This window comes from Microbacterium marinilacus, assembly GCF_019753765.1.
Taxonomy (GTDB): domain Bacteria; phylum Actinomycetota; class Actinomycetes; order Actinomycetales; family Microbacteriaceae; genus Microbacterium; species Microbacterium marinilacus.
The window spans coordinates 387,674-410,882 of the sequence record NZ_JAIJZW010000002.1 but is presented as its reverse complement, the minus strand read 5'-3'; the positions used below and the strand labels follow the sequence as shown (position 1 = coordinate 410,882).

Genomic DNA, 23,209 nt, shown 5'->3' with positions numbered 1-23,209 from the left:
TGGTCAGACCTCGAGGAGCTCGGCCTCTTTGTGCTTGAGGGCCTCGTCGATCTTGTCCACGTGCGCCTTCGTCAGAGCGTCGAGCTCCTTCTCGGCGCGCGCGATCTCGTCCTCTCCGATCTCGTCGCGCAGCGCGTCGAGGTCGTCCTTGATCTGACGACGGATGCCGCGGACGCGGACCTTGGCGTCCTCGCCCTTGGACCGGACCAGCTTGACGAACTCCTTGCGGCGCTCGCTGGTCAGCTCCGGCATCGTGATGCGCAGCAGGTTGCCGTCGTTGGTGGGGTTCGCGCCGAGGTTCGGCATCTCGCGGATGGCCTCCTCGATGGCGCGCAGGGCCGACTTGTCGTACGGGGTGACGAGCAGGGTGCGCGCCTCCGGGTTGGCGAGCGACGCGAGCTGCTGGAGCGGCGTCGGCGTGCCGTAGTAGTCGACGAGGACCTTCTGGAACAGCTGCGGGTTCGCGCGCCCCGTGCGCACGGTCGCGAAGTCCTCCTTCGCCGCCTCGACGGCGCGGTCCATGCGGGAGGTGGCTTCGGCCAGGACGTCCGCGATCACGGTGACTCCATTCATGAGGGTGTTGCTGAAGAGTTTAGTGTGCACGCTGTGCACGCTCTGGGAGCGGAGCGACGCCGCAGAGCGGTCGTTCCGCTCCACCGGTCAGGCGGTGACCAGGGTGCCGATCTTGTCGCCGCGCAGGGCCTTCGTGACGTTACCGGTGGGCTCCATGCCGAAGACGCGCATGTCGATCCGGTTGTCCATGCACAGGCTGAACGCCGTCGAGTCGACCACCTTGAGGCCCTTGACGAGGGCGTCCGAGTAGCTGACGGTGTCGAGCCGCGTCGCGGTCGGGTCGGTGCGGGGGTCGGCCGTGTAGACGCCGTCGACGCCGTTCTTGGCCACGAGGACCTCGTCGGCCCCGATCTCGAGCGCACGCTGCGCGGCGACCGTGTCGGTCGAGAAGTAGGGCAGGCCCGCGCCGGCGCCGAAGATCACCACGCGGCCCTTCTCGAGGTGGCGCACGGCGCGACGCGGGATGTAGGGCTCGGCGACCTGCGTCATCGTGATGGCCGACTGCACGCGCGTCGCCGCTCCGGCCTGCTCGAGGAAGTCCTGCAGCGCGAGCGCGTTCATGACCGTGCCGAGCATGCCCATGTAGTCGGCGCGTCCGCGGTCCATGCCGCGCTGGCTGAGCTCGGCGCCGCGGAAGAAGTTTCCGCCGCCGACCACGACGGCGACCTCGACCTCGTCGGTCGCCGCGGCGATCTCACGCGCGATCTGGCTGATGACGTCCGGGTTCACACCCAGCTGGCCGCCGCCGAAGGCCTCGCCGGAGAGCTTCAGCAGGACGCGGCGGCGTCCGGTCTTCTCATCGATCACGTGTGTTCCTCTCGTCGCTGACCTAACGCTACCCGTGACGGCGGCAGCACCCCGTGCGCGTGGGTGGGCGCGGAGCCCGGTTCCGCGCGCGGAAAGGGGGCCCGGATCCGTGGATCCGAGCCCCCTTCGCAGACGCTACGGTTCAGGCTGCAAGAGCGCCCGGAACGCTCTTACGCGCCGACCTTGAAGCGGACGAAGCCGGTGACCGTGATGCCGGCGGCGTCGGCCACCTGCTTCACGGACTGCTTGTCGTCCTTCGCGTACGCCTGGTCGAGCAGGGCGACCTGCTTGAAGTAGGCGTTCAGACGACCCTCGACGATCTTCGGCAGGGCGGCCTCCGGCTTGCCCTCCTGGCGCGTGAGCTCGGTCACGAGCTCGCGCTCCTTCTCGACCTCGGCCTCGGGCACCTCGTCGCGCGTCAGGTACGACGGGTTCGCGAACGAGATGTGCTGGGCGATGCTGCGCGCCGTCTCGGCGTCGTCGCCCGTGAAGGCGACGGCGACGCCGACCTGCGGCGGCAGGTCCTTGCTGGTCTTGTGCAGGTACACCTGGAAGGCGTCGCCCGACAGCGTGCGCACGCGACGCAGCTCGACCTTCTCGCCGATGATGGCGGCCTCGTCCGAGATCAGCTGCTCGACCGTCTGGTCGCCCGCAGGGGCGGCCAGCGCGGCCTCGGCCGAGTCGGCGGCGACGGCCGCCGCGGCGTCCGCCACCTTGTCCGCCAGCGCGATGAAGCGGTCGTTCTTCGCGACGAAATCGGTCTCGCAGGCGAGCTCGATCAGCGTCACGTTGGCACCGGTCTCGCGAGCGGCGACCAGGCCCTCGCTCGTCGAGCGGTCGGCACGCTTCGCGTTGCCCTTCGCGCCCTTGAGACGAAGGATCTCGGTGGCCTTCTCGACGTCTCCGTCGGCCTCCTCGAGCGCCTTCTTGGTGTCGACCATGCCCGTTCCGAGCTGCTCGCGCAGCGCCTTGATGTCGGCGATGGTGAAGTTGGCCATGGGTGCTGGCTCCTCAGGTTCGGTGGATCCGGTTCGGATCCGGACGACTTACTTCTCGGTGGTCTCGGCGGCTGCGGTCTCCGCCTCGGCGGGGGCCTCGGCCTCGGCCTCGGCAGCCGGCGTCTCGACCTCGGCGGGGGCCTCGGCGTCAGCGGCCGGCGCCTCCTGCTCGGCCGGAGCGTCCGCCGGGGTCTCGAGCAGCTCGCGCTCCCACTCGGCGAGCGGCTCGGCGTCGCCCTCGGGGTTGTGCTTGGCCTGCAGCCCCTCGGCCGCGGCGTCCGCGATGATGCGCGTCAGCAGCGAGACAGAGCGGATCGCGTCGTCGTTGCCCGGGATCGGGTACTGAAGGTCGTCGGGGTCGACGTTGGTGTCGAGGATGCCGATCACCGGGATGCCCAGCTTCTTGGCCTCGTCGATCGCAAGGTGCTCGCGCTTGGCGTCGACGACCCACAGGGCCGACGGCGTCTTCGCGAGGTTGCGGATGCCGCCGAGCGACTTGTGCAGCTTGTCGAGCTCGCGCTTCTTGAGCAGCAGCTCCTTCTTCGTGAAGCCCGTGCCGGCCGGGTCGTCGAAGTCGAGCTCCTCGAGCTCCTTCATCCGGGCGAGGCGCTTCGAGACGGTCTGGAAGTTGGTCAGCAGACCGCCGAGCCAGCGCTCGTTGACGTAGGGCTGGCCGACGCGGGTCGCCTGCTCGGCGAGCACCTCCTGCGCCTGCTTCTTGGTGCCGACGAAGAGCACGGTGCCGCCGCGGGTGACGGTCTCCTTGACGAAGTCGTACGCCTTGTCGATGTACGTCAGCGACTGCTGGAGGTCGATGATGTGGATGCCGCTGCGCTCCGTGAGGATGAAGCGCTTCACCTTCGGGTTCCACCGACGCGTCTGGTGTCCGAAGTGCACGCCGCTGTCGAGCAGCTGGCGGATGGTGACCACAGCCATGGTCTTTCTCCTTGTTTCTGGGCACGGCCGCCCTGGGGCGGTTTCGTGCCGTCTCGGTTGATCTGCCGGTCGGTCGACCGGCGAGCCTGGCGCCCGGCGCACTCCCGCCCTCGAGAGGGACCGTTGGGAGTGGATGCCGCGACCTCCATCCGGAGATGGGGCGTCGCTCTGGGCACGCGTAGTCATCCCGACATGCGGGATGCGACTGCCAGTGTATCAGGGCGCGTGCCTGCCGAGGACGCGCGGCGCGACGGTCGGCGAGTGGTGCGGGGCACGGGCCGAGCGGCCTCCGAGTGTCCTCCACGGCACCTCTCCGCGGCCCCGTTCTCCCCAGCTGCGTCCGGGCCGCGGACCGCGCGCGTCCTCTCGAGCACGCTGGATCCATGACCCGACCCGGCCGCCCGCTCGTGCTGATACTGGCCGCCGCGGTGGCCATCCTTCCGACCGCCGCCTTCGGCAGCGCGACCGCATCCGACCCCGGCACCGACGCGCGGATCGAATCCGCGGAGCCATGGATCTGGCCCGTCGACGGCGACGTCCGCATCACGGCGCAGTACGCCGCGCCCTCCCACGCGTACGGTCCTGGCCACCGCGGCATCGATCTGGCGGCGCCGGTCGGCTCAGCGGTTCGGGCGCCGGCATCCGGAGTGGTCGCCTTCGTCGGCACGGTCGTCGACAGGCCGCTCGTCACGATCGATCACGGCGGAGGCCTCGTCTCCACTCTGGAGCCCGTGCTCTCCGACCTCTCCCCCGGCGACACGGTGGCCCGGGGACACCCGGTGGGAGAGGTCGCGACCGGCGGGCACTCCTCGGCCGGCTCGCTGCACCTCGGCGTGCGGCTCGACGGCCAGTACGTGAACCCCCTGCTGCTCCTCGGCGGCGTGCCGCGAGCCGTGCTGCTGCCCTGCTGCGGGAGCACCTGAGAGGCGGATCGCGGCGGGCGGCACCCGCCACCTCCATGGTCCCGCTCGGCCGCGGTGGCGACGCGGACGCGACGGGGCGTCAGGCCCGCGGATGGGCGAGCCGGTACGCCGCGGCGAGGCGCTCCGACGAGACGTGGGTGTAGATCTGGGTCGTGCCGAGACTGGCGTGACCCAGCAGCTCCTGCACCGCGCGCAGGTCGGCCCCGCCGTCGAGCAGGTGGGTGGCAGCCGAATGCCGCAGGGCATGCGGGCCCACGGCGCTCGAGCCGACGACGGGACCGACCTCGCGCGCGACGAGGTCGTACACCGCTCGGGCGCCGAGGCGTCCGCCGCGGACCCCCAGGAACAGCGACGCGGACGACGTGGCGGCCCTGGCCGCCAGGACGGGACGCGAACGGGTGAGGTAGGCGCCGACGGCACGACGGGCGGGCACGCCGAACGGCACCACGCGCTCCTTGGCGCCCTTGCCCAGCACACGGGCCGTGCCGCGGTCGAGATCGAGGTCGTCCACATCGAGACCGCACAGCTCCGACACGCGCACGCCGGAGCCGTACAGCAGCTCGAGCACCGCATGGTCGCGCAACGCGACCGGCTCGCCCTCCGCGGCAGCCCGCTCGAGCCCGTCGAGCACGTCGCGGAGCGCATCGGCCGTGGCGACCTGCGGCAGCGTGCGTCCGCGCTTCGGCGCGACGAGCCGCAGGCCGGGGTCCGCGTCGATGAGTCCCTCCTCGTGCGCCCAGCGGAAGAACGCCCGCGCCGCCGACGTTCGCCGCGCCAGCGTGGAGCGCTCGTCGCCTCGCTTGGTCGCCTGCCAGAGCCACTCGCGCAGGTGCTCCAGATCGACCTCGACGAGCTCGGCGTCGCCCGTGCTCCTCTGAAGGTCGCGCAGGTCGTTGCGGTAGGCCCGCACGGTCGCCGGAGACAGCCGCCGCACCTTCTCGAGCTGGTCCGCGAACGCCTCGATCGCCTGCGTCATCCGCATGCCTCCAGCTTGACGCCCCCGGGCGGCGGCGAGGCGACGACCCGCCCAGCGGCGACAGCCTGCCCGCCGCCGGGCACGCTTCCGGAGCACGGCACCGTTCGAGACCCCTTCTCGGTCCGCGTGTCCTGTCGCTCCCACGCCCGCGAGCGTCGAGGTTGTTCGAGTCGGCGGGAGAACCGGCCCACGGGCGACGGCAGGTCGCCGAGGCTCGGGGAATGGCACGCAAGGACGACCTGGGACGGGCGGGTGAGGACCGCGCCGCGGCGCACCTGGCCGCACACGGCTACGAGATCCTCGACCGCAACTGGCGATGCCCAGAGGGCGAGATCGACATCGTCGCGGCACGCGGCACGCGGGTGGCCGCCGTGGAGGTGAAGACGCGCAGCGGCATCGGGTACGGCCACCCGTTCACCGCGATCGACGACCGCAAGCTCGACAGGATGTGGCGCGTCGCGCTCGCCTGGTGCGCGGCGCATCCGGGCCTGGTACGGCGACGACGGATCCGCGTCGACGCCATCGCCATCGTCGGCAGCGATCCCCGCACCGGCACCCTCGAGCACCTGGAGGGGCTGCGATGAGGGTCGCCCGCACATGGGCCGTCGCGCTGACCGGCCTGCGCGGCGAGCTCGTCGAGGTCGAGGCCGACATCACCGCGCAGAAGCCCGAGTTCAAGATCATCGGGCTCGGCGACAAGGCATTGGGCGAGGCCCAGCGCCGCGTCATGAACGCCTGCGAGAACAGCGACATGCGCCTGCCCGACCGACGGGTGACCGTCAACCTCTCCCCCGCCGGGCTGCCCAAGCAGGGCACGGGCTTCGACGTCGCGATCGCGGTGGCGTCTCTCGCGATCGACGGGTTCGTGCTGCCCGAGTCGCTCGCTCGCACCGTGCACATCGGCGAGCTCGGGCTGGACGGTCGCCTTCGACCGGTCCCGGGAGTGCTCCCCGCCGTTCACGCGGCGGCGGGTCGTGGCTTCGATCGGTTCGTCGTGCCCCGGGCGAACCTCGCGGAGGCTCAGCTCGTGCCGGACGTCGAGGTGCTGGGTGCCGTCTCGCTCGCAGAGGTCGCCCGTTGGCACGGCGCGGACATCGAGGTGCCCGACCTCGAGCCTGTGCCGGCGCATGCCCGTGCCGCACGCCCGGGCGAGCCACTCGACCTCGCCGAGGTGGTCGGACAGCCGGCCGCCGTCGAGGCGCTGATAGCCGCCGCAGCGGGCGGGCATCATCTGCTCATGTCGGGGCCGCCGGGGGCCGGCAAGACGATGCTGGCCCGCAGGCTGCCGGGGATCCTTCCGGCGCTCGACGACGCGGCCGCCCTCGAGGTCGCCTCGCTCCGGTCGCTGGCGGGCGAGCCGATCGTGGCACTCGATCGCACGCCGCCCTTCGAGGCCCCGCACCACTCGGCGTCCGTCGCGGCGCTCGTGGGAGGCGGATCCCGTGCGGCGCGGCCCGGCGCCGTGGCGCGCGCCTCGCGCGGCGTGCTGTTCGTGGACGAGGCCGCGGAGGCGCCCTCCGGCGTCCTGGATGCGCTGCGGCAGCCCCTCGAGCAGGGGCGCATCGAGATCCACCGCGCGGGGTTCCGCGCGGAGTTCCCCGCACGGTTCCAGCTCGTCCTGGCGACGAACCCGTGCCCCTGCGGCGAGTTCGGCGTTCGCGGCGGCACCTGCACCTGCGCGCCCAGCGTCGTACGCCGCTACCTCGCGAAGCTCTCGGGCCCCCTGCTCGACCGGCTGGACATCGATCTTCGGCTGCAGCGCGTCGCGTCCAGCAGGCAGGAGGACGGACCGGCCGTCAGCACCGCAGAGGCTCGCGATCGGGTGGCGCAGGCACGGGATCGCGCCGCCGCGCGCCTGCGCGGGACGCCCTGGCGCCTCAACGCCGAGGTGCCGGGCTCCTGGCTGCGTCAGGGGCCACGCGCCGTCTCCGCGGACGCCCGGCGGTCGCTCGAGACCGCTCTGCAACGCGGTGCGATCACGCTGCGCGGCTACGACCGCATCCTGCGCGTCGCGTGGACTCTCGCGGACCTCGGCGGGCGCGACGAGCCCTCGTCGGCCGACATCGGTCACGCACTCTTCCTGAAGAAGGGCATCGCGGCATGACCGCCGTGAGTCTCCTGTCCGATCGTGATCTCCGCGCCGCGGTCTCGACCATCGACAGCAGCATCGGCGACCTCGAGACGATCGCCGCGCGCGCGGTGTGGAGCGGCCTGGCGGAGCCGGGCGACGGCGTGGCGGGCGCGCTGATCGACGCGCTCGGGCCGATCGAGGCGCTTCGTGTGGTCGAGAGGGCGCTCGACGGAGGCCGCCCCGCCGAGGTCCCGGGCGTCGCCGAGGACGATCTCCGCACGGCGCTCCGTCGCTGGCACCCGCGGCTCGCTGCGGCGCCGCACGCCGAGGCGGCCCGGCGCGCCGCCCGCGGAGGCATCGCCATGATCACGCCGGAAGGCGATCCCTGGCCGGAACGGCTCGCCGACCTCGGCGTGCACGCGCCCGTCGCCCTCTGGGTGCGCGGAGACGTCTCCACCCTCGGCAGACTGGCTCGCTCGGCGTCTCTCGTCGGCGCGCGTGCGGCCACCCCCTACGGAGAGCACGTCTCGGGACACCTCGCCGGCGATCTCGCCGCCCAGGGCGTCACGATCGTCTCGGGTGGCGCGTACGGCATCGACGGCGCAGCCCATCGGGCCGCCCTCGGAGCGGGCGGGGCGACGATCGCCATCGTCGCCGGCGGCGCGGACCGCGTCTACCCCGCGGCGCACGCCCACCTGTTCGCCCGCATCGCCGAGCACGGCGCGATCGTGAGCGAGGTGCCGCCGGGCACGACGCCGACGAAGTTCAGGTTCCTCCTGCGCAACCGTCTGATCGCGGCGGTCAGCGGCGCGACGGTCGTGGTCGAGGCAGGATGGCGCAGCGGATCCCTCAACACCGCCGGACACGCGGCGGCCCTCGGCCGCCCGCTCGGCGCCGTCCCCGGCCCCGTCACGAGCGCGGCGTCCGAGGGTTGCCATCGACTGCTGCGGGAGTACGACGCCGCCTGCGTGACCGCGCCGGGCGATGTGCTCGAGATGCTGGGCGATTGGCGTGACGGACCGCCGGCGACGCCCGAGCGACAGCGACCGGAGTCGCTGCGCGTGCTCGACGCCCTCTCGGCGCGCTCGTGGCGCGACCTGCCCGACATCGCCCGCCGCTCCGGCCTGGCGTTCGCCGAGGTGGGGCCGGAGCTCGGTCTCCTCGAGCTCGACGGGCGCGTCGAGTCCTCGGCGGCCGGGTGGCGGCTGGCGGCGCGCAGATGAGCCGTCCGCGCCGCTCCCTCTCACTTCCCGTCGAGCGAGAGCTCCTCGGGCAGCTGGAAATCGGGGCGCGACAGCTCCTCGATGTTGACGTCCTTGAACGTGAGCACACGCACAGACTTCACGAAGCGGTCGGCGCGATAGATGTCCCACACCCAGACGTCCGTCATCGTGAGCTCGAAGTAGAAGTCGTGCTCGGTGTCGTGCCGCACCACGCTGACGTCGTTCGCGAGGTAGAAGCGCCGCTCGGTCTCGATCACGTACTGGAACTGCGAGACGACGTCACGGTACTCGCGGTACAGCGCCAGCTCGAGTTCGCGGTCGTAGTCGTCGAACACCTCGTCATCCATGGTGAGTCCATCCTAGGCCGCGCGCGAGGCCCCCACGGCGCGCGGTCAGAACAGCACCGGGGCGTCGGCGATCGCCCACGAATGACGGTGATGGGCGCTGAGCCCGACCTCCCGGATGGCCGAGCGGTGGGCGGCGCTCGCGTATCCCTTGTTGCGCTGCCACTCATATGCCGGATGCTCGTCGTGCAACGAGACCATGCGCGCATCCCGGGCGACCTTCGCGATCACCGACGCGGCCGACGCGGACGCGCAGTCCCTGTCGGCCTTGATCACCGGTCGCACGTCGAGGCCGGCGGCCCCCGCGGGCGTGATGTAGTCGTGGTTGCCGTCCAGCAGCACGACGCCGGTCGCCGGCGCGAAGCCCAGCTCCTCCAGTGCCGCGAGGGCGCGGATGGCGGCGAGCCCCAGCGCCCGCATGATGCCGACCTCGTCGATCTCTCCCGCGTCGGCCCACCCGACGGCGCTCGCACGCACCCACCCGGCCGCACGCTCGGCGACGTCGGCGCGCTTCGGCTCCGGCACGAGCTTCGAGTCGCGCAGCCCGACCGGAACCTCCATCGTGGCCGAGTCCGCGTCGACGACCGAGGCGCCCACGGCGACGGGCCCCGCCAGCGCGCCGCGGCCGACCTCGTCGCAGGCGAACACGAGCGGGGCCTCCCGCAGCAGCTCCCGCTCGACGGCGAGCGTCGGGATCGCCACAGCCATCAGCGGCTCTCTCCCGGCTCCGGATCCGGCACTCCCGCGAACACCTCCGGGTGCGCGTCGATCGCTCCGAACCGGTCGAGCGGCCAGGTGCGCAGGAAGGCTCGGCCGACGACGTTCTCGAGCGGCACGAAGCCGTTGCCCGGCTGGTCGGTGTTGTACCGGGAGTCCTTCGACCGATCGCGGTTGTCGCCCATCACCCAGAGCGCGTCGTCCGGCACGGTCACGTCGAACGGGTCGTTGGACGCCTCCGTGTCGCCGTCCGGCAGCTTGAGGTAGTCGAGCTCGTCGATCGGCACGTCGTTGACGGTGATCTGACCGAGGGCGTTGCAGCAGACGACGTGGTCCCCCGGGAGCCCGATGATCCGCTTGACCAGATGATCGTCCGAGTCCGATGCCGAGAGCCCCACGAGACTGAGCAGCCAGTCGACGGCGGCGGCGGGCGGCGTCATCGGAGCGGCGGGCGGCGTGTCCAGCCAGCCGCCCGGATCCTTGAAGACCACGACCTCGCCCCGGGTGTAGTCGTTCCAGCGCGGCGTGAGCTCATCGACCAGGATGCGGTCGTCGATGACGAGCGTGTCCTCCATCGACGCCGAGGGGATGAAGAAGGAGCGGACGACGAAGGTCTTCACCAGGAACGACACGACCACCGCGATGACGATGATCACGACGACGTCGCGGAGGAAGACGATCCAGCCTCGGGAGCGGCCCGGCCGCTCCTCGCGGTCCTCGTCGCGGCGACTGCGTCGGGACATCGGCGCCGCGGAGGCGGGGGGCTCGCTGCTCATGGGATCCTTCGACTGCCGAGCGCCGTCCGGCGCACTTGCTCAAGGTTCGCACATCCGTCGCGGGTAGGCGGACGGCGTGCCGACGATCCCCCGAACGTGTCGGAGCGCCTCGGCCCACGACGCGGAACACCCCGTGGCCGACGGGCCACGGGGTGTTCCGGAGGAGCGGATCGGCTCAGCCGTTGTCGCGCTTCTCCTTGATCTTCGCCTTCTTGCCGCGCAGGTTGCGCAGGTAGTACAGCTTGGCGCGGCGAACGTCACCGCGGGTCACGACCTCGATGTGGTCGATGACGGGCGAGTGCACCGGGAAGGTGCGCTCCACGCCGACCTGGAAGCTGATCTTGCGGACCGTGAAGGTCTCGCGCACGCCGTCGCCCTGGCGGGCGATGACGACGCCCTGGAACACCTGGATACGCGAGCGGCTGCCCTCGATGATGTTCACGTGCACCTTGACGGTGTCACCGGGGGCGAAGGTCGGGATGTCCGAGCGCAGCGAGGCCGCGTCGACGGCGTCGAGGATGTGCATGTCTGATCACTTCCTGCAGCCGCCACAGGTCGGCCGCGTTGGTTTCAAGGATTGTCTGCGTGTGCGGTGAGGTCTGACGACCCTCGGCTCCCCTGAGGCAGAGCGGCGAAGCGCGGCACACCGACAGGCGTGCGGCCACGGCACAACCGGACCATTGTGCCACGCCCCGCGGCCGCGCGCCAATCCGGGACGGCGGAGCCGGTCGGAGTCAGGAGCGCGGCGGCGTCCGCTCCTCGACGACGATCACCGGGGCGGCGCCCCGGGGCCGCGAGGCGAAGGGATCGTCGCCGAGGGTGCGTCGGGCATCGTCCGTGGCGTCGCGGAGGAGGCGTGCCGGCGCGGATTCACGCCACAGCTGCCAGAGCTGCAGCCAGAGCACGCCGATCGCGGCTGCGATCGCGAGCGTCAGCGTCAGCCCGAACCACGCCTCGCTGTAGAAGCCGACGGCGATCGTCAGCACGTGCCACACGCCGAAGCCGGCGACGTCCAGCCAGGAGACGGCACCGGTGCGACGGACGGACGGACGCGCACGCGCGAGCAGCGTCAGCACGAGCTGCGTCACCGCGACCGACGGGAGGGCGATGAACAGCACCCACAGGAACGTCCATCCGCTGGCGTTGAAGACGCCCCAGCCGATCAGCAGCCACAGCGGGAGCACGGCGGCGGCGAACCACAGCCAGCGGAGGAAGGCCCGGCGAAGCGTCATGTCGAGATGCTACGCCGCGGCTGAGGCGTCACACCGTGCGCTGGGGGAAGTCTCAGCCGCTCATCGGGAAGAATGGGAGGCGACCGAGAGGATCCTCATGATCGAACTGCGCACCCCTGCCGAGATCGAGCGGATGCGGCCGGCGGGCCGCTTCGTCGCAGAGACCCTCGCGGCGCTGCGCGAGGACACCAAGGTGGGCACGAACCTGCTCGCCATCGACCGTCGCGCACACGAGATGATCCGCAAGGCGGGCGCCGAGTCCTGCTACATCGACTACCACCCGTCGTTCGGGGCGAGCCCGTTCGGCAAGGTGCTCTGCACGTCCATCAACGACGCGGTCCTGCACGGTCTCCCCCACGACTACTCGCTGCGCGACGGCGACCTGGTCACCCTCGACTTCGCCGCGTCCGTCGACGGATGGGTCGCCGACTCCGCCGTCTCGTTCGTCGTCGGCACCCCGCGCGACGAGGACCTCGCGCTGATCGAGACGACCGAGCGAGCGCTCGACGCCGCGATCGCGGCGGCCACGGCCGGCAACCGGATCGGCGACATCTCCGCGGCGATCGCGGCCGTCGCGCACGGCGAGGGCCTCAGCATCAACACCGACTTCGGCGGTCACGGGGTCGGCCGCGTGATGCACGGCGATCCGCACGTGCCCAACGACGGCCGTCCGGGACGCGGGTTCCCCCTCAAGCCCGGCCTGGTCATCGCGATCGAGCCCTGGTTCCTGCAGACCACCGACGAGCTGGTGACGGACCCCGACGGCTGGACCCTGCGCAGCGTCGACGGCTCACGCGGCGCGCACTCGGAGCACACGATCGCGATCACCGCCGATGGCCCGATCGTCCTCACCGACCGCACGGGCCTCTGACCCCCGCACAGACCGAGACCGCAAGTCCTGCGCGAGACCGCAGGTCCTGAGCGAGACCGGGACCGTCGGCGACGGTCTCGCGCAGGAAGCTCGGTCTCGTTCCGCGGGCGCGGTGTAGCGCAGGAAGCGCGGTCTCGACGCGGCGGTGCGGTGTCGAGCGGAGTGCTCGGGGCCGGCGTGGGCGGGCGGTCGTGCGCTCAGCCGCCGATGGCGTTCATGCCGCGGGTCGGCTGCAGGAACGACGGGTCGTCGATCGCGTGCCCGGGCAGCTTGCGCAGGATGCAGCCGCGCATCATCGCGTCGAGCTCGGCGTCGAGATCGGCGCCTTCGCTCCGCAGGATGGGCAGCAGGTCGAACTCGGTCGTCGAGAACAGGCAGTTGCGCAACTGACCATCCGCCGTGAGGCGCAGACGGTCGCAAGCACCGCAGAACGGCGCGGTGACCGAGGCGATCACACCGACCCGGTGCGGGCCGCCGTCGAGGATCCACGTCTCGGCCGGCGCTCCCCCGCGCCCGGGCACGGGCGTGAGACGCCAGCGCCGCGAGAGCGTCTCGAGGATCTCCTCTCGGGTCACCATGCGCTCGCGCGACCACGTGTGCCCCGCGTCGAGCGGCATCTGCTCGATGAACCGCAGCTGCGCGTCATGGGCCACCGCGAACTCGACCAGCTCGACCAGCTCGTCCTCGTTCACGTCGCGCACCGCCACGGCGTTGAGCTTCAGGGGGCGCAGCCCCGAGGCTGCGGCCGCCGCGATCCCGTCGAGGACGTCGTCCAGTCGGTCGCGGCGCGTGAGGTCGCGGAAACGCTCGCGCCGCAGCGTGTCGATCGAGATGTTCAGGCGCGTCAGGCCCGCGTCGATCAGGCCGGGCAGCAACTCGGGCAGGCGGATGCCGTTGGTCGTCATCGCGATCTGGACCGGGCTGCGGGTCCCGTCGGGCGCGACGGCCTCGATCGCCGCGAGCCGGCGGACGACGTCCACGATGTCGGTCCGCAGCAGAGGCTCCCCGCCGGTCAGCCGGAACGTGCTGATGCCCGCTGACGCGGCGACGCGCGCGACGCGCTCGATCTCGTCGAGCGTGAGGATGCTCGTGCGGGCGAGCCACTCGTTGCCCTGCTCCGGCATGCAGTAGGTGCAGCGCAGCGAGCAACGGTCGGTGAGGGAGATCCGCAGATCGCGGTGCACCCGGCCGAAGGTGTCGACGAGCGGCCCCGTCCCCGCCTCCGCGCCGGCGACGGGCGCGGGGCGCATGCCGATCGTGATCGGCACCGCCGTCACGATTCGCTCCGTCGCGTCATCGTCCCAGCCTACGGTCGCCCGCCCGGGCCTCGGGCCGCGACGCCGGAGTCAGCTCGATCCGTCGAGGATCCGCCGCCCGCGCCGGAGGGCGGTGACGACGAGCAGCAGGCCGAGCGCGGCCTGCGCCCCGCCGACGACGAGCCACGACGTGACCGCGTCGACCTGAGGCAGATAGACGGCTGCGAGGTAGTTGCCGACGTGGAACCCGCCGTGCACCCCGACCGCCGCCCACAGCGACGTCGTCCAGAGCAGCAGACCGGTCGCGAGCAGCGCGAAGCCGAAAGGCAGCGCGAGGTAGATCAGGTGCTCCGCGGGCGACTGCTGGCCGCCCTGCGACACCAGATGGATGACCGTGAACGCGAGCGTCGTCACCGTCACCGCGATCACGGGGCGGTCCCGGAGGCGCCACAGCAGCCAGCCCCGGAACAGCAGCTCCTCGGGGATGCCCTGCTGGAGGAAGGCGAGGCCGAGGTAGTAGACCACGAGCAGGACGACCGTGGTCGACGTCGTCGCCTGGTCTCCCGTCAGCGATCGTTCGTCGAGCACCGGTCCCGTCGCCGGCAGCACGGCCGTGACGCCGAGCACGGAGGCCGCCGAGACGACCACGCCGAGGAGCGCCCAGAGCGCCGAGCGCGGCGCCCAGCGCCACCCCGCCTCGCGCAGGGGCGTGCGCTCGACCCACCGCATCCACGAGCGCACGGCGACCAGCACGATGGCGAGCACGAGCGCCTGCATCGCGAAGGACAGCGCGAAGCCCCACGGGGAGGACCCGGAGAGCGCCTCGACGGCGCCCGGGACCAGCATCGCGAGCGCGGGAACCGACCCGGCCACGAGGTTGGCGGCCATCAGCACGACGACGGCGACGACGAGGCGGATCGAGATGCCGAGGGGTCCGACGCCGAGCCTCGGCTCGGGGCCGGGATCCGGCATGGTCGCGCCGCGGACGGCGGGGGCGGAGATGTCCATGGCCGGAACGCTACGGAGGGCGCCCCGCCCGACGGACCGGGCCCGGGTCACGCGCGCCGATGACCGGGGTCACCTCCCCCGGGCGAGGACGTGACCCCGGTCACGTGTCGGCTCCGCCGCGCATGCCTAGGCTGTGGGCGTGCCCCGCATCCCGCCGCGCGTCCCGCCGCTCCGCGCCGCGCTGCTCGACCTCGCGGCGGGCATCGGCATGGCGGGGCCCGCCCTCATGGTGCTGCACTCCTACGACAGCAGACCGGTGTGGATGACGGTGACCGTGGTGCTGCTGCTGGCTGTCGCCGTGATCGTCTGGGTGCTCTGGCGCCGGTCGGGCCAGCGATCCCGCACGGCGGCGGTCGCGTTCGCGGTGGTGGCGACGGCGACCATGGCGCTCGGAAACGGCTCGCTCTTCTACGGCATCGTGTGGGCGGCGTGCCTCGTCCTCGGGGTGACCTTCGCCCGCGGACTCGTGCTGTGGGCCTATGCGGCGGGACTCGTGGCCCTCGTGGTGGTGCTGCACCTCGGCGCGGGAAGCTCCGTGGAGACCACGTACACCGAGGCGATCGGGGCGGCCGTGCTCGCGGGCATCGCGGCCGCCGTCGGGGTCGTGCTGCGCGACAGCCTGCGCGTGGGCGACGCGCTGCACGACGCGCTCACCCGCCTGGACGAGGCGAACGCGGAGCTGCGAAGGCGCATCGGCGCCGACCGCGACCTCGTGCTCGCGCACGAGCGCGAGCGGACCGCGCGCGACCTGCACGACGACCTCGGACACCGCCTGACGGCGATCGGCCTCTCGCTCGACTACGCCGCGCGCGTCGACGACCGCGACGCCGCGCAGGACGAGCTCGCTCGCGCTCGAGCGCTCGTCGGGCAGACGCTCGACGCCATGCGCCGGCTCGTGCGGGCGATGCATCCCGTGGAGCTCGGCGCGCTGCGCGACGCCGAGGCCTTCCACGCCGTCGCCGACGCCTTCCGTGGGACCGGCATCGACATCCGCGTCTCGGTGGAGGGGGACGACGCGGCACTGCCCCGCGAACACTCGCTCCTTCTGCTGCGTTTCGTGCAGGAGGGGCTGACGAACGTGGTGCGTCACGCGAACGCGACGTCCGTGCGGCTGCGCGTCGAGGCGGGCGCCGACGGGGTGGAGGCCGTGATCCAGGACGACGGCGGTCGCGTCGCGGGCGAGGACGGTCACGCCGAGGGGTTCGGCCTGCGCTCGCTGCGGTCCCGCGCGGAGTCCCTCGGCGGACGATTCGAGGCGGGCCCGGAGACGGACGGCTTCCGCGTCGGGATCGCCCTGCCGCGCGTCTCGACGGTGCCCGCGCCCGCTGGCGGACCGGCATGACGCGGGCCCGGATCAGGGTGCTGATCGTCGACGACCAGGAACTGCTGCGCCGCGGACTGCGGATGATCCTGGAGACGGACGACGGCATCGAGGTGGTCGGAGAGGCCGAGCACGGCCTGCGCGGGCTCGCGCTCATCCCGGAGCTCGCCCCGGACGTCGTGCTGGCCGACGCCCGCATGCCGACCCTCGACGGGCTGGGGCTGGTGCGCCGCTGCGCCGCGGATCATCCCGGGCTGCCGGTGCTCGTTCTCACGACCTTCGACGACGCCCGACTCGTCCGAGCGCTGCTCGACGCGGGCGCCGCCGGCTTCCTGCTGAAGGACGTCTCCACGGATGCGCTCAGCGCCGCCATCCGGCAGGTCGTGGACGGCGGGCTGGTGCTCGACCCGCGGGTCGCCCGCTCCGCGCTCGCTCCCCCGCCGCGGCCCCGCGACCCGGGTCTCACGGACGCGGAACGGTCCGTCGCCGACCTCGTCGCGCGCGGGCTGCCGAACGCGGAGATCGCGGCCCGTCTGCATCTCGCGCACGGGACGGTGAAGAACACCGTCTCGGCGCTACTGCGCAAGCTCGACCAGCCCGACCGCACGGCGCTCGCCCTCCGCCTCGCGCGGGAGCTGCCGGAGGACGACGCCTGAGAGAAGACGCGCCGGGCCCCGTCGGCCGCTCCGGTCGTAGGCTGTGCCCATGGCCGCTGCATCACTGGCACCCCTGGTCGAGCCCGTCGCCGCGCTCTCTCCGGGCGAGAGGGAACGCACCGCGCGGCATCACGTGCTCGTGCCGCTCGGCGAGGTCGGACAGCGACGGCTCGCCGCCGCGCACGTCGCGATCGTCGGCGCCGGTGGCCTCGGGTCCCCGACCGTTATGGCGCTCGCGGCCGCCGGCGTCGGCACGCTGACCGTGATCGACGACGACGTCGTCGAGCTGTCCAACCTGCAGCGTCAGCTGATGCACCGCGTCGCCGACGTCGGAGAGCCGAAGGCGCTGAGCGCCGCCCGCGCGGCCTCGGACCTGGCTCCCGAGGTGCGCGTGCACGCCGTGCGGGAGCGACTCACGCCGGACAACGCCGCGCATCTCCTCGCGGGGGCGGATCTCGTGCTCGACGGCAGCGACACCTTCGACACCCGCGAGGCGGTGGCGGCCGGGTGCGAGCAGCTCGGCGTGCCCCTCGTCTGGGGCACCGTGCAGGGGTTCGACGCACAGGTGACGGTCTTCTGGTCGGCGCCGCCGGCGGGCATCCCGGCCGTGCGTCTGTCCGATCTCTATCCGACGGGCAGCGCGGGGGACGTGCCCACGTGCGCGGAGGTCGGCGTGCTGGGCTCGCTGTGCCTGCAGGTCGGCGCGCTCATGGCGACCCAGGCGATCCAGCTGATCGCCGGGATCGGCGAGCCCCTCCTCGGTCGTGTCCTCGTGATCGACGGCCTGCGCGCGTCGCAGCGGACCGTCCCCCTCAAGGGCGTCGCGCGCGAGGACGCGCCGCCACGCGATCCCTCTCCCCGCGCCGCGGTCGCCGGTGGCTCATCGGCTCCCGGTCCGGTCGAGAGCCGCATCGGAGCGGTTCCCGAGCGCATCCGACCCGCCGCGCTCGCCGAACGGCTGGAGCAGCCGGACGCGCCGCTGGTCGTCGACGTGCGCGAGATCGACGAGCTGCGGACGGGGATGATCCCCGGCTCGCTCCACGTGCCGCTCGGCGAGGTGCGCGCCGACCCCGACGGCGTCGCCCGGCGGGTACGGGATGAGGCCGGTGGCCGGGGAGTCGCCGTCGTGTGCCGCGGCGGCGTGCGCTCGGCACAGGCGGCGGCGGCGCTCGCCGGCCGTGGCCTCGACGCGGTGACGCTCGAGGGCGGACTACTCGCCTGGAGAGGGCCGCTCGCAATGCCGGCGGCGGCGCGATGACCGGCTCGCCCGGCATGCGGACGGTCGAGGAGCAGCTCGCGGACGTGCTCGCCGCCATCGTGCCGACGGAGACGATCACGCTGCCCCTGCGGGAGGCGACCGGTCTGACCCTCGCCGAGCCGCTGCTGGCGCTTGTCGACGTGCCGGTATTCGACAACTCGGCCATGGACGGGTTCGCGGTGCGGTTCGCCGATGTGGTGGGCGCCTCGCCCGACCGGCCGGCACGACTGCGCGTGGTCGCCGATCTGCCGGCGGGCACAGGAGACGACCCCGTCCTCGGGGCCGGGGAGGCCGCACGCATCATGACCGGGTCGCCCATGCCGACCACGGCGGACGCGATCGTGCCCTTCGAGGACACCTCGGGCGGACTCGACGACTCGCTCGGCGAGATCTCCGTGCTGCACGCGCCCCTGCGCCCGGGCGTCCACGTGCGCGGACGCGGCGAGGACCTGCGGGCGGGCGACGCCGTGCTTCCCGCCGGCATCGTGCTCGGTCCCCTGCAGCTCTCGGCGGCGGCGGCCAGCGGATCCGACCGGGTCGTGGTCTCGCGTGCGCCGCGCGTCGTCGTGGTCTCCACCGGCACCGAGCTCGCCGATCCGGGCGCCGAGCTCTCCCATGGGCAGATCCCCGAGTCGAACGCCACCCTGTTGGCCGGCCTCGTGACGGCGGCCGGCGGCCAGCTGCTGCGAGTGGCGCGCGTCACCGATGAGCCTGATGAGCTGAGGGCCGTGCTCGCCGACGCGCGCACGGCCGACGTCGTGGTCACCACGGGCGGCGTCAGCGCCGGTGCGTACGAGGTGGTGAAGCAGGTGCTCGAAGACGAGGTGGCGTTCTCGAAGGTCGCGATGCAGCCGGGCAAGCCGCAGGCGTTCGGTCGGCTCGCCACCGGCGCCCTGCTGTTCGGCCTGCCGGGAAACCCGGTGAGCGTCGCCGTGTCGTTCGAGACCTTCGTGCGCCCCGCGCTGCTGGCCATGCAGCGCCGCGAGAGCCTGCACCGGCCCGTTCTGCGCCTGCCCGCCGCCACCTCCTGGCGCACGCCGCCCGGGCGTCGCCAATACCTTCCGGCAGCTCTCGACCGCGTGGATCCCGCCGCGTGGACCGTGCGGCCGGCGACCGGCGGCGGCTCCGGATCGCACCTGGCGGCCGGCCTCGCCCATGCCGAGGCCTACGCCGTCGTGGCGGCCGAGACCGAGGCGATCGAAGCGGGCGACCTCGTCGATGTCATGCTGATCTCATGAGCTTCACCCATCTGGACGGCGCGGGCCACGCCCGCATGGTCGACGTGACAGAGAAGCAGCCGACCGTGCGCTCGGCCACGGCGCGCGGCTTCGTGCGCGTGGCGGCGGAGACGGTGCGCTCGCTCCGCGACGGCGCGGTGCCGAAGGGCGACGTGCTGGCGGTGGCCCGCATCGCCGGCATCCAGGGAGCGAAGAAGTGCGCGGACCTGCTGCCGTTGGCCCATGTGATCGGCGTGCACGGCGCCACCGTGGATCTGGAGATCGAGGACGACGGGGTCGCCATCGTCGCGACGGTGCGCACCGCGGATCGCACCGGTGTCGAGATGGAGGCGCTCACGGCGGTCACCGTCGCCGCTCTGTCCGTCGTCGACATGGTCAAGGGCGTCGACCGGTCGGCGCGCATCGAGCACGCCGAGATCGTCGCCAAGACGGGGGGCCGCAGCGGCTCCTGGACGAGGGAGGAAGGCGAACGATGACGGAAGAGAAGAAGAACCGGACCCTGCCGCCCGAGGCGCTGGCCGAGTGGACGCGGGCCGCGAGCGAGCGTCTGGGCATCGACCCGGCGGAGGTCTCGATCCCCCTGATCCTGGACCTCGCGCGCGACGTCGCCCACGGTGTCGCCCGCCCCGCCGCCCCGCTGACCGCGTTCCTGGCCGGCCTCTCCGCGGGGCGGAAGGGCGGCTCACCGGCCGACGTCGAGGCCGCCGTCGGCGAGATCGTCGCACTGGCCAAATCGTGGAGCCCGACGTGACCCGGGTGCGGTACTTCGCCGCGGCCGAGGAGGCGGCCGGGCGGCCGGAGGAGGATCGCCCGGAGACGACCCTGGGCGCGCTCCGTGAGGCGCTGGCCGCCGACTACCCGGGGCTGGGCGGGATCCTGCCGCGCTGCGCGGTGCTGGTCGACGGGGAGCGCCGCGACGACGACGCCGCCCTCGGCGACGCGGAGACGGTCGACGTGCTGCCGCCCTTCGCGGGCGGCTGAGCGCCGTCCTCGTCGATCAGCCGGACGAACGCTCGACCACTCGATCACTCGGGATCAGCCGCCGAGTCCCTTCCACCCGGTGGTCCCGTCGGCCTCGATCTGGCGCTTCCACACCGGCAGCTCGCGCTTGATGTCCTCGATCACCTCGCGGCACGCGGCGAACGCCTCGGCGCGATGCGGGGCCGCGACGGCGATCACGACTGCGGCCTCGCCGACCGCCAGCCGGCCGATGCGGTGGCTCACCGCGACGATCGCCCCGTGCGCCGACGCGGCGCGTTCAGCGATGGCGTGCAGTGTGGCCTCCGCGTCCGGGTGCGATGTGTACTCCAGCGCCGTGACCGTGCCGGCGGCGTCCGGATCATGGTCGCGGACACGCCCGACGAACGACGTCTCCGCGCCCATCCGCGGGTCGTCGACGGCCTCGACGTGACGATCGAGCCGGATCTCCGTCTCCGACACCCGGGCGATCCTGACGGCTCCGGCGACCGGCTCGCCCATTCAGTGGTCCTCCCCCGCGAGCTGCCCGGTCACGTGCCTCGCGACCGACAGCACGACGGGCATGCCGCTGCGCACCGCCGCCGGCGACCCCGGCAGGTTCACCACCAGCGCACCGCGCGCGACCCCCGCCAGCCCGCGCGACAGCATCCCGGCCGGCTTCTCGGCGGCCCCGATCCGACGCAGCTCCTCCGCGATGCCGGGGATCTCGCGCTCGAGGACGGGACGAGTGCCCTCCGGCGTCTCGTCGCGCGGGCCCAGCCCGGTGCCGCCGGTCGTCACGATCACCACGGCTCCCGCCGCGATCATCGCCACCAGCGCGCGTTCCACGCTGTCCGCGCCGTCCGGCACGACGACCGCGTCCTCGCAGTCGAAACCGCCCACCCGCAGCGCGGCCACGGCCTCGGGACCCGAGAGGTCCTCCCGCTCGCCTCGCGCCGATCGATCGCTGACCGTGATGACGGCCGCTCGCTGCGTCGTCCCGACCTCGTCCATGTCCCGAGTCTACGAGCGTCGCGTCGGGCGGCGGTCAGCCGTCGAGCAGGTCGGGTCGCCGCTCGCGCGTGCGCTCGATGCTCTGCTCCCGCCGCCACGCCGCCACGGCACCGTGGTTGCCGCTGAGCAGCACGGGCGGCACCTCGAGGCCGCGCCACAGCGCCGGCTTGGTGTAGATCGGGTACTCGAGCAGCCCGTCCTCGTGCGACTCCTCGAGGAGGCTCTCAGGGTTGCCCATGAAGCCGGGGATCAGGCGGGTGACGGCCTCGATCATCGCCATCGAGGCGACCTCGCCGCCGTTGAGGACGTAGTCGCCGATGCTCACCAGGCGGACCCGGCCGCGGCTCGCGTAGTGGTCGACGACGCGCTGATCGATGCCCTCGTAGCGGCCGCAGGCGAAGACCAGCTGACGCTCCTGCGCGAGCTCGCGGGCCAGCGCCTGCGAGAACACCTCTCCCGAGGGGGTCGGCACGACCAGCACGCCCTCGAAGGGCTCGTCCGCCGCGGCGCCCAGCACGTCGTCGAGCGTCACGCCCCACGGCTCGGGCTTCATGACCATCCCCGCGCCCCCGCCGTAGGGCGTGTCGTCAACGGTGCGATGCCGGTCGTGCGCGGCGTCGCGCAGGTCGTGGACGCGCAGGTCGAGCAGGCCCTTCTCGCGGGCCTTGCCGATCAGCGAGACATCCAGGACATCGAAGAACGCCGGGAAGATGGTGACGATGTGGATGCGCACGCGGATCACCCCTCGGAGGCGGGCTTCTCCGGCTCCGAGGCCGTGTCGGCCTCGGCGAGGTCCTCGAAGAGGCCGGCGGGCGGGGTCACCACGACGCGTCCTGCCTCGACGTCGACCTCGGGCACGATGGCGGCGACGAACGGGACGAGCACCTCGTCGTCGCGGGTCTTCACGACCAGGAGGTCCTGGGCGGGGAAATGGTCGATGCGTGCCACCTTGCCGACGACGGCGCTCTCACCGTCGGGGAAGGCGCGCACCACGTCCAGGCCGACCAGCTGGTGGTCGTACCAGGCGTTCGGCTCGGCGGGGGCGTCCTCGTCCTCGTCGACCCAGAGAATGGCCCGCACGAGCGTGTCGGCGGAGTTGCGGTCGTCGACGCCCTCGAAGAAGACCACGGGGTTCTGGTTCATCCAGCGGAACTCACGCACGGTGATGGTCTTGCGGTGCCACTGCGAGTGCTCCGGCACCTGCAGGGTGAACGACGCGCCTGGGACGAACCGTCCGTCGGGGGCGTCCGTGTACAGCTCAAGCTTGAGGGCGCCCTTGAGCCCGTGGGCCTTGACGAGGCGGCCGACGCGCAGCTGGTTGCGGGCCGGCTTCGCAGCGGCCACGTCAGTCGTCCGCGACGTCGACGCGCACCCGCTTGCCGTCCGCGAGAGCGGCGACGAGTGTGCGAAGGGACTTCGCGGTACGGCCGCCGCGCCCGATCACCCGACCACGGTCGTCCGCGTGGACGTGCACTTCCAGCACGTCCCCGCGAGACGAGGCGGACGAGTCGATGCGCACGTCGTCCGGGTGATCGACGATCCCCTTGACGAGGTGCTCGAGCGCGGCGGCCAGCACGATTACTCGGCGGCCTCGGTCGAGGCGTCCTCGGAGGCCTCGGCGTCGGCGGGAGCCGCTGCGGGCTCCTCGGCCTTCTTCTCGACCTTGGGCTTGATGACCGACTTCTTGGACGAGTCGGCGACGTAGTCGCCCTTCTCGTCGGCGGTCTTCAGGGTGCTCGTCGCACCCTTCTCGCCCTTGTAGGTGCCCCAGTCGCCGGTGATCTTGAGGATGGCGCGAACCTGCTCGGTGGGCTGGGCGCCCACGGACAGCCAGTACTGCGCACGCTCGGAGTCGACCTCGATGAACGAGGGCTCCTCGGTGGGGTGGTACTTGCCGATCTCCTCGATCACGCGACCGTCGCGCTTGGTGCGCGAGTCGGCGACGACGATGCGGTAGTACGGCGCACGGATCTTGCCCAGGCGCTTCAGACGGATCTTGACAGCCACGATTCTCCTGTGTGGTGTGGAAACGAGACGAACCAGTCGCCTGCGCG

30 protein-coding genes are annotated in these 23,209 nt (G+C 72.6%); 12 read left to right on the top strand and 18 right to left on the bottom strand.

All coding sequences use genetic code 11. The annotated features are described in order from the left end of the window. Window positions 1–3: 3 nt before the first annotated feature. The 4 genes from frr to rpsB all read right to left on the bottom strand — a co-directional run bounded on the left by frr (window position 4) and on the right by rpsB (window position 3,314). Window positions 4–558 (bottom strand): ribosome recycling factor, encoded by a 555-nt coding sequence (frr, locus tag K5S26_RS05440; protein ID WP_221856830.1) that lies wholly within the window; start codon window positions 556–558, stop codon window positions 4–6. A gap of 102 nt (window positions 559–660) precedes the next feature. Further along, entirely contained in the window at window positions 661–1,380 is a 720-nt protein-coding gene (gene pyrH / locus K5S26_RS05435; RefSeq protein ID WP_221856690.1) for a UMP kinase, read from the bottom strand. A 170-nt stretch (window positions 1,381–1,550) separates the two neighbouring features. Then, window positions 1,551–2,378 carry a translation elongation factor Ts gene (gene tsf, locus K5S26_RS05430; protein ID WP_221856688.1) on the bottom strand — a complete coding sequence of 276 codons (828 nt, stop codon included), beginning with the start codon at window positions 2,376–2,378 and terminating at the stop codon, window positions 1,551–1,553. Window positions 2,379–2,426: 48 nt separating this feature from the next. Then, the gene (gene rpsB / locus K5S26_RS05425; RefSeq protein ID WP_221856686.1) at window positions 2,427–3,314 is read right to left on the bottom strand and encodes a 30S ribosomal protein S2; all 888 of its coding nucleotides are present in this window, start codon (window positions 3,312–3,314) and stop codon (window positions 2,427–2,429) included. 383 nt (window positions 3,315–3,697) lie between these two features. Here rpsB and K5S26_RS05420 point away from each other — a divergent pair, with 383 nt between their 5' ends. Beyond that, the gene (locus K5S26_RS05420) at window positions 3,698–4,237 is read left to right on the top strand and encodes a murein hydrolase activator EnvC family protein (protein WP_221856685.1); all 540 of its coding nucleotides are present in this window, start codon (window positions 3,698–3,700) and stop codon (window positions 4,235–4,237) included. Between the two features lie 79 nt (window positions 4,238–4,316). Here K5S26_RS05420 and K5S26_RS05415 read toward each other — a convergent pair whose 3' ends face one another. Beyond that, entirely contained in the window at window positions 4,317–5,219 is a 903-nt protein-coding gene (locus tag K5S26_RS05415; protein WP_221856683.1) for a tyrosine recombinase XerC, read from the bottom strand. Between the two features lie 215 nt (window positions 5,220–5,434). Between K5S26_RS05415 and K5S26_RS05410 the strand changes: the two genes are divergently transcribed. From K5S26_RS05410 to dprA, 3 genes are read left to right on the top strand one after another with little or no spacing between them, the layout of a single operon-like run. Then, window positions 5,435–5,797 (top strand): YraN family protein, encoded by a 363-nt coding sequence (locus tag K5S26_RS05410; protein WP_221856681.1) that lies wholly within the window; start codon window positions 5,435–5,437, stop codon window positions 5,795–5,797. Further along, on the top strand, window positions 5,794–7,317 hold the full coding sequence (locus K5S26_RS05405; protein ID WP_221856679.1) for a YifB family Mg chelatase-like AAA ATPase: 1,524 nt from the start codon (window positions 5,794–5,796) through the stop codon (window positions 7,315–7,317). The genes K5S26_RS05410 and K5S26_RS05405 overlap by 4 nt, the downstream gene beginning before the upstream one ends. Then, window positions 7,314–8,507, top strand: coding sequence for a DNA-processing protein DprA (dprA, locus tag K5S26_RS05400; RefSeq protein ID WP_221856677.1), 1,194 nt, complete (start codon window positions 7,314–7,316; stop codon window positions 8,505–8,507). The genes K5S26_RS05405 and dprA overlap by 4 nt, the downstream gene beginning before the upstream one ends. A gap of 20 nt (window positions 8,508–8,527) precedes the next feature. Here dprA and K5S26_RS05395 read toward each other — a convergent pair whose 3' ends face one another. From K5S26_RS05395 to K5S26_RS05375, 5 genes are all read right to left on the bottom strand, one after another. Beyond that, window positions 8,528–8,854 carry a DUF2469 domain-containing protein gene (locus K5S26_RS05395; RefSeq protein ID WP_221856676.1) on the bottom strand — a complete coding sequence of 109 codons (327 nt, stop codon included), beginning with the start codon at window positions 8,852–8,854 and terminating at the stop codon, window positions 8,528–8,530. A gap of 45 nt (window positions 8,855–8,899) precedes the next feature. Then, window positions 8,900–9,559 (bottom strand): ribonuclease HII, encoded by a 660-nt coding sequence (rnhB, locus tag K5S26_RS05390; protein WP_221856674.1) that lies wholly within the window; start codon window positions 9,557–9,559, stop codon window positions 8,900–8,902. Then, entirely contained in the window at window positions 9,559–10,311 is a 753-nt protein-coding gene (gene lepB / locus K5S26_RS05385) for a signal peptidase I (RefSeq protein ID WP_246603679.1), read from the bottom strand. Before lepB ends, rnhB begins: the two co-directional genes overlap by 1 nt. Before the next feature lie 208 nt (window positions 10,312–10,519). Beyond that, complete coding sequence (gene rplS / locus K5S26_RS05380) at window positions 10,520–10,870, bottom strand: 50S ribosomal protein L19 (RefSeq protein ID WP_221856670.1); 351 nt, start codon at window positions 10,868–10,870, stop codon at window positions 10,520–10,522. 208 nt (window positions 10,871–11,078) lie between these two features. Next, on the bottom strand, window positions 11,079–11,576 hold the full coding sequence (locus K5S26_RS05375) for an MFS transporter permease (RefSeq protein ID WP_221856668.1): 498 nt from the start codon (window positions 11,574–11,576) through the stop codon (window positions 11,079–11,081). Between the two features lie 97 nt (window positions 11,577–11,673). Here K5S26_RS05375 and map point away from each other — a divergent pair, with 97 nt between their 5' ends. After that, window positions 11,674–12,447, top strand: coding sequence for a type I methionyl aminopeptidase (gene map, locus K5S26_RS05370; protein ID WP_221856666.1), 774 nt, complete (start codon window positions 11,674–11,676; stop codon window positions 12,445–12,447). A 197-nt stretch (window positions 12,448–12,644) separates the two neighbouring features. Here the strand turns inward: map and moaA are convergent, their stop codons facing one another. Beyond that, the gene (moaA, locus tag K5S26_RS05365) at window positions 12,645–13,697 is read right to left on the bottom strand and encodes a GTP 3',8-cyclase MoaA (protein WP_221856828.1); all 1,053 of its coding nucleotides are present in this window, start codon (window positions 13,695–13,697) and stop codon (window positions 12,645–12,647) included. Window positions 13,698–13,793: 96 nt separating this feature from the next. Further along, window positions 13,794–14,711 (bottom strand): CPBP family intramembrane glutamic endopeptidase, encoded by a 918-nt coding sequence (locus K5S26_RS05360; RefSeq protein WP_221856664.1) that lies wholly within the window; start codon window positions 14,709–14,711, stop codon window positions 13,794–13,796. Window positions 14,712–14,850: 139 nt separating this feature from the next. Here K5S26_RS05360 and K5S26_RS05355 point away from each other — a divergent pair, with 139 nt between their 5' ends. The 7 genes from K5S26_RS05355 to K5S26_RS05325 are packed head-to-tail and all read left to right on the top strand — an operon-like array spanning window position 14,851 to window position 20,165. Then, on the top strand, window positions 14,851–16,053 hold the full coding sequence (locus tag K5S26_RS05355; RefSeq protein ID WP_221856662.1) for a sensor histidine kinase: 1,203 nt from the start codon (window positions 14,851–14,853) through the stop codon (window positions 16,051–16,053). Next, window positions 16,050–16,688, top strand: coding sequence for a response regulator transcription factor (locus tag K5S26_RS05350; RefSeq protein WP_221856660.1), 639 nt, complete (start codon window positions 16,050–16,052; stop codon window positions 16,686–16,688). The genes K5S26_RS05355 and K5S26_RS05350 overlap by 4 nt, the downstream gene beginning before the upstream one ends. A gap of 49 nt (window positions 16,689–16,737) precedes the next feature. Then, on the top strand, window positions 16,738–17,946 hold the full coding sequence (locus K5S26_RS05345; RefSeq protein ID WP_221856658.1) for a ThiF family adenylyltransferase: 1,209 nt from the start codon (window positions 16,738–16,740) through the stop codon (window positions 17,944–17,946). Continuing rightward, entirely contained in the window at window positions 17,943–19,184 is a 1,242-nt protein-coding gene (locus K5S26_RS05340; protein ID WP_246603598.1) for a molybdopterin molybdotransferase MoeA, read from the top strand. Before K5S26_RS05345 ends, K5S26_RS05340 begins: the two co-directional genes overlap by 4 nt. Beyond that, complete coding sequence (gene moaC / locus K5S26_RS05335; RefSeq protein ID WP_221856656.1) at window positions 19,181–19,660, top strand: cyclic pyranopterin monophosphate synthase MoaC; 480 nt, start codon at window positions 19,181–19,183, stop codon at window positions 19,658–19,660. The genes K5S26_RS05340 and moaC overlap by 4 nt, the downstream gene beginning before the upstream one ends. Further along, window positions 19,657–19,935, top strand: coding sequence for a DUF6457 domain-containing protein (locus K5S26_RS05330; RefSeq protein ID WP_221856654.1), 279 nt, complete (start codon window positions 19,657–19,659; stop codon window positions 19,933–19,935). The genes moaC and K5S26_RS05330 overlap by 4 nt, the downstream gene beginning before the upstream one ends. Beyond that, window positions 19,932–20,165: a MoaD/ThiS family protein gene (locus K5S26_RS05325; RefSeq protein ID WP_221856652.1), complete on the top strand. Its 234-nt coding sequence runs from the start codon at window positions 19,932–19,934 to the stop codon at window positions 20,163–20,165. The genes K5S26_RS05330 and K5S26_RS05325 overlap by 4 nt, the downstream gene beginning before the upstream one ends. A 54-nt stretch (window positions 20,166–20,219) precedes the next feature. On the opposite strand, the gene K5S26_RS05320 is transcribed toward K5S26_RS05325, so the two are convergent. Genes K5S26_RS05320 through rpsP form a run of 6 tightly spaced genes read right to left on the bottom strand, consistent with a single transcriptional unit; the run spans window position 20,220 to window position 23,162 of the window. Further along, the gene (locus tag K5S26_RS05320) at window positions 20,220–20,663 is read right to left on the bottom strand and encodes a molybdenum cofactor biosynthesis protein MoaE (RefSeq protein ID WP_221856651.1); all 444 of its coding nucleotides are present in this window, start codon (window positions 20,661–20,663) and stop codon (window positions 20,220–20,222) included. Further along, the gene (locus tag K5S26_RS05315) at window positions 20,664–21,155 is read right to left on the bottom strand and encodes a MogA/MoaB family molybdenum cofactor biosynthesis protein (protein ID WP_221856650.1); all 492 of its coding nucleotides are present in this window, start codon (window positions 21,153–21,155) and stop codon (window positions 20,664–20,666) included. It abuts the gene before it with no gap. Between the two features lie 34 nt (window positions 21,156–21,189). Further along, on the bottom strand, window positions 21,190–21,888 hold the full coding sequence (gene trmD / locus K5S26_RS05310) for a tRNA (guanosine(37)-N1)-methyltransferase TrmD (protein WP_221856649.1): 699 nt from the start codon (window positions 21,886–21,888) through the stop codon (window positions 21,190–21,192). Between the two features lie 5 nt (window positions 21,889–21,893). Next, window positions 21,894–22,499: a ribosome maturation factor RimM gene (gene rimM / locus K5S26_RS05305; RefSeq protein WP_221856648.1), complete on the bottom strand. Its 606-nt coding sequence runs from the start codon at window positions 22,497–22,499 to the stop codon at window positions 21,894–21,896. Between the two features lies 1 nt (window position 22,500). Continuing rightward, window positions 22,501–22,731 carry an RNA-binding protein gene (locus K5S26_RS05300; RefSeq protein ID WP_221856647.1) on the bottom strand — a complete coding sequence of 77 codons (231 nt, stop codon included), beginning with the start codon at window positions 22,729–22,731 and terminating at the stop codon, window positions 22,501–22,503. A gap of 2 nt (window positions 22,732–22,733) precedes the next feature. Further along, entirely contained in the window at window positions 22,734–23,162 is a 429-nt protein-coding gene (rpsP, locus tag K5S26_RS05295; protein WP_221856646.1) for a 30S ribosomal protein S16, read from the bottom strand. Between the last annotated feature and the right edge of the window lie 47 nt (window positions 23,163–23,209).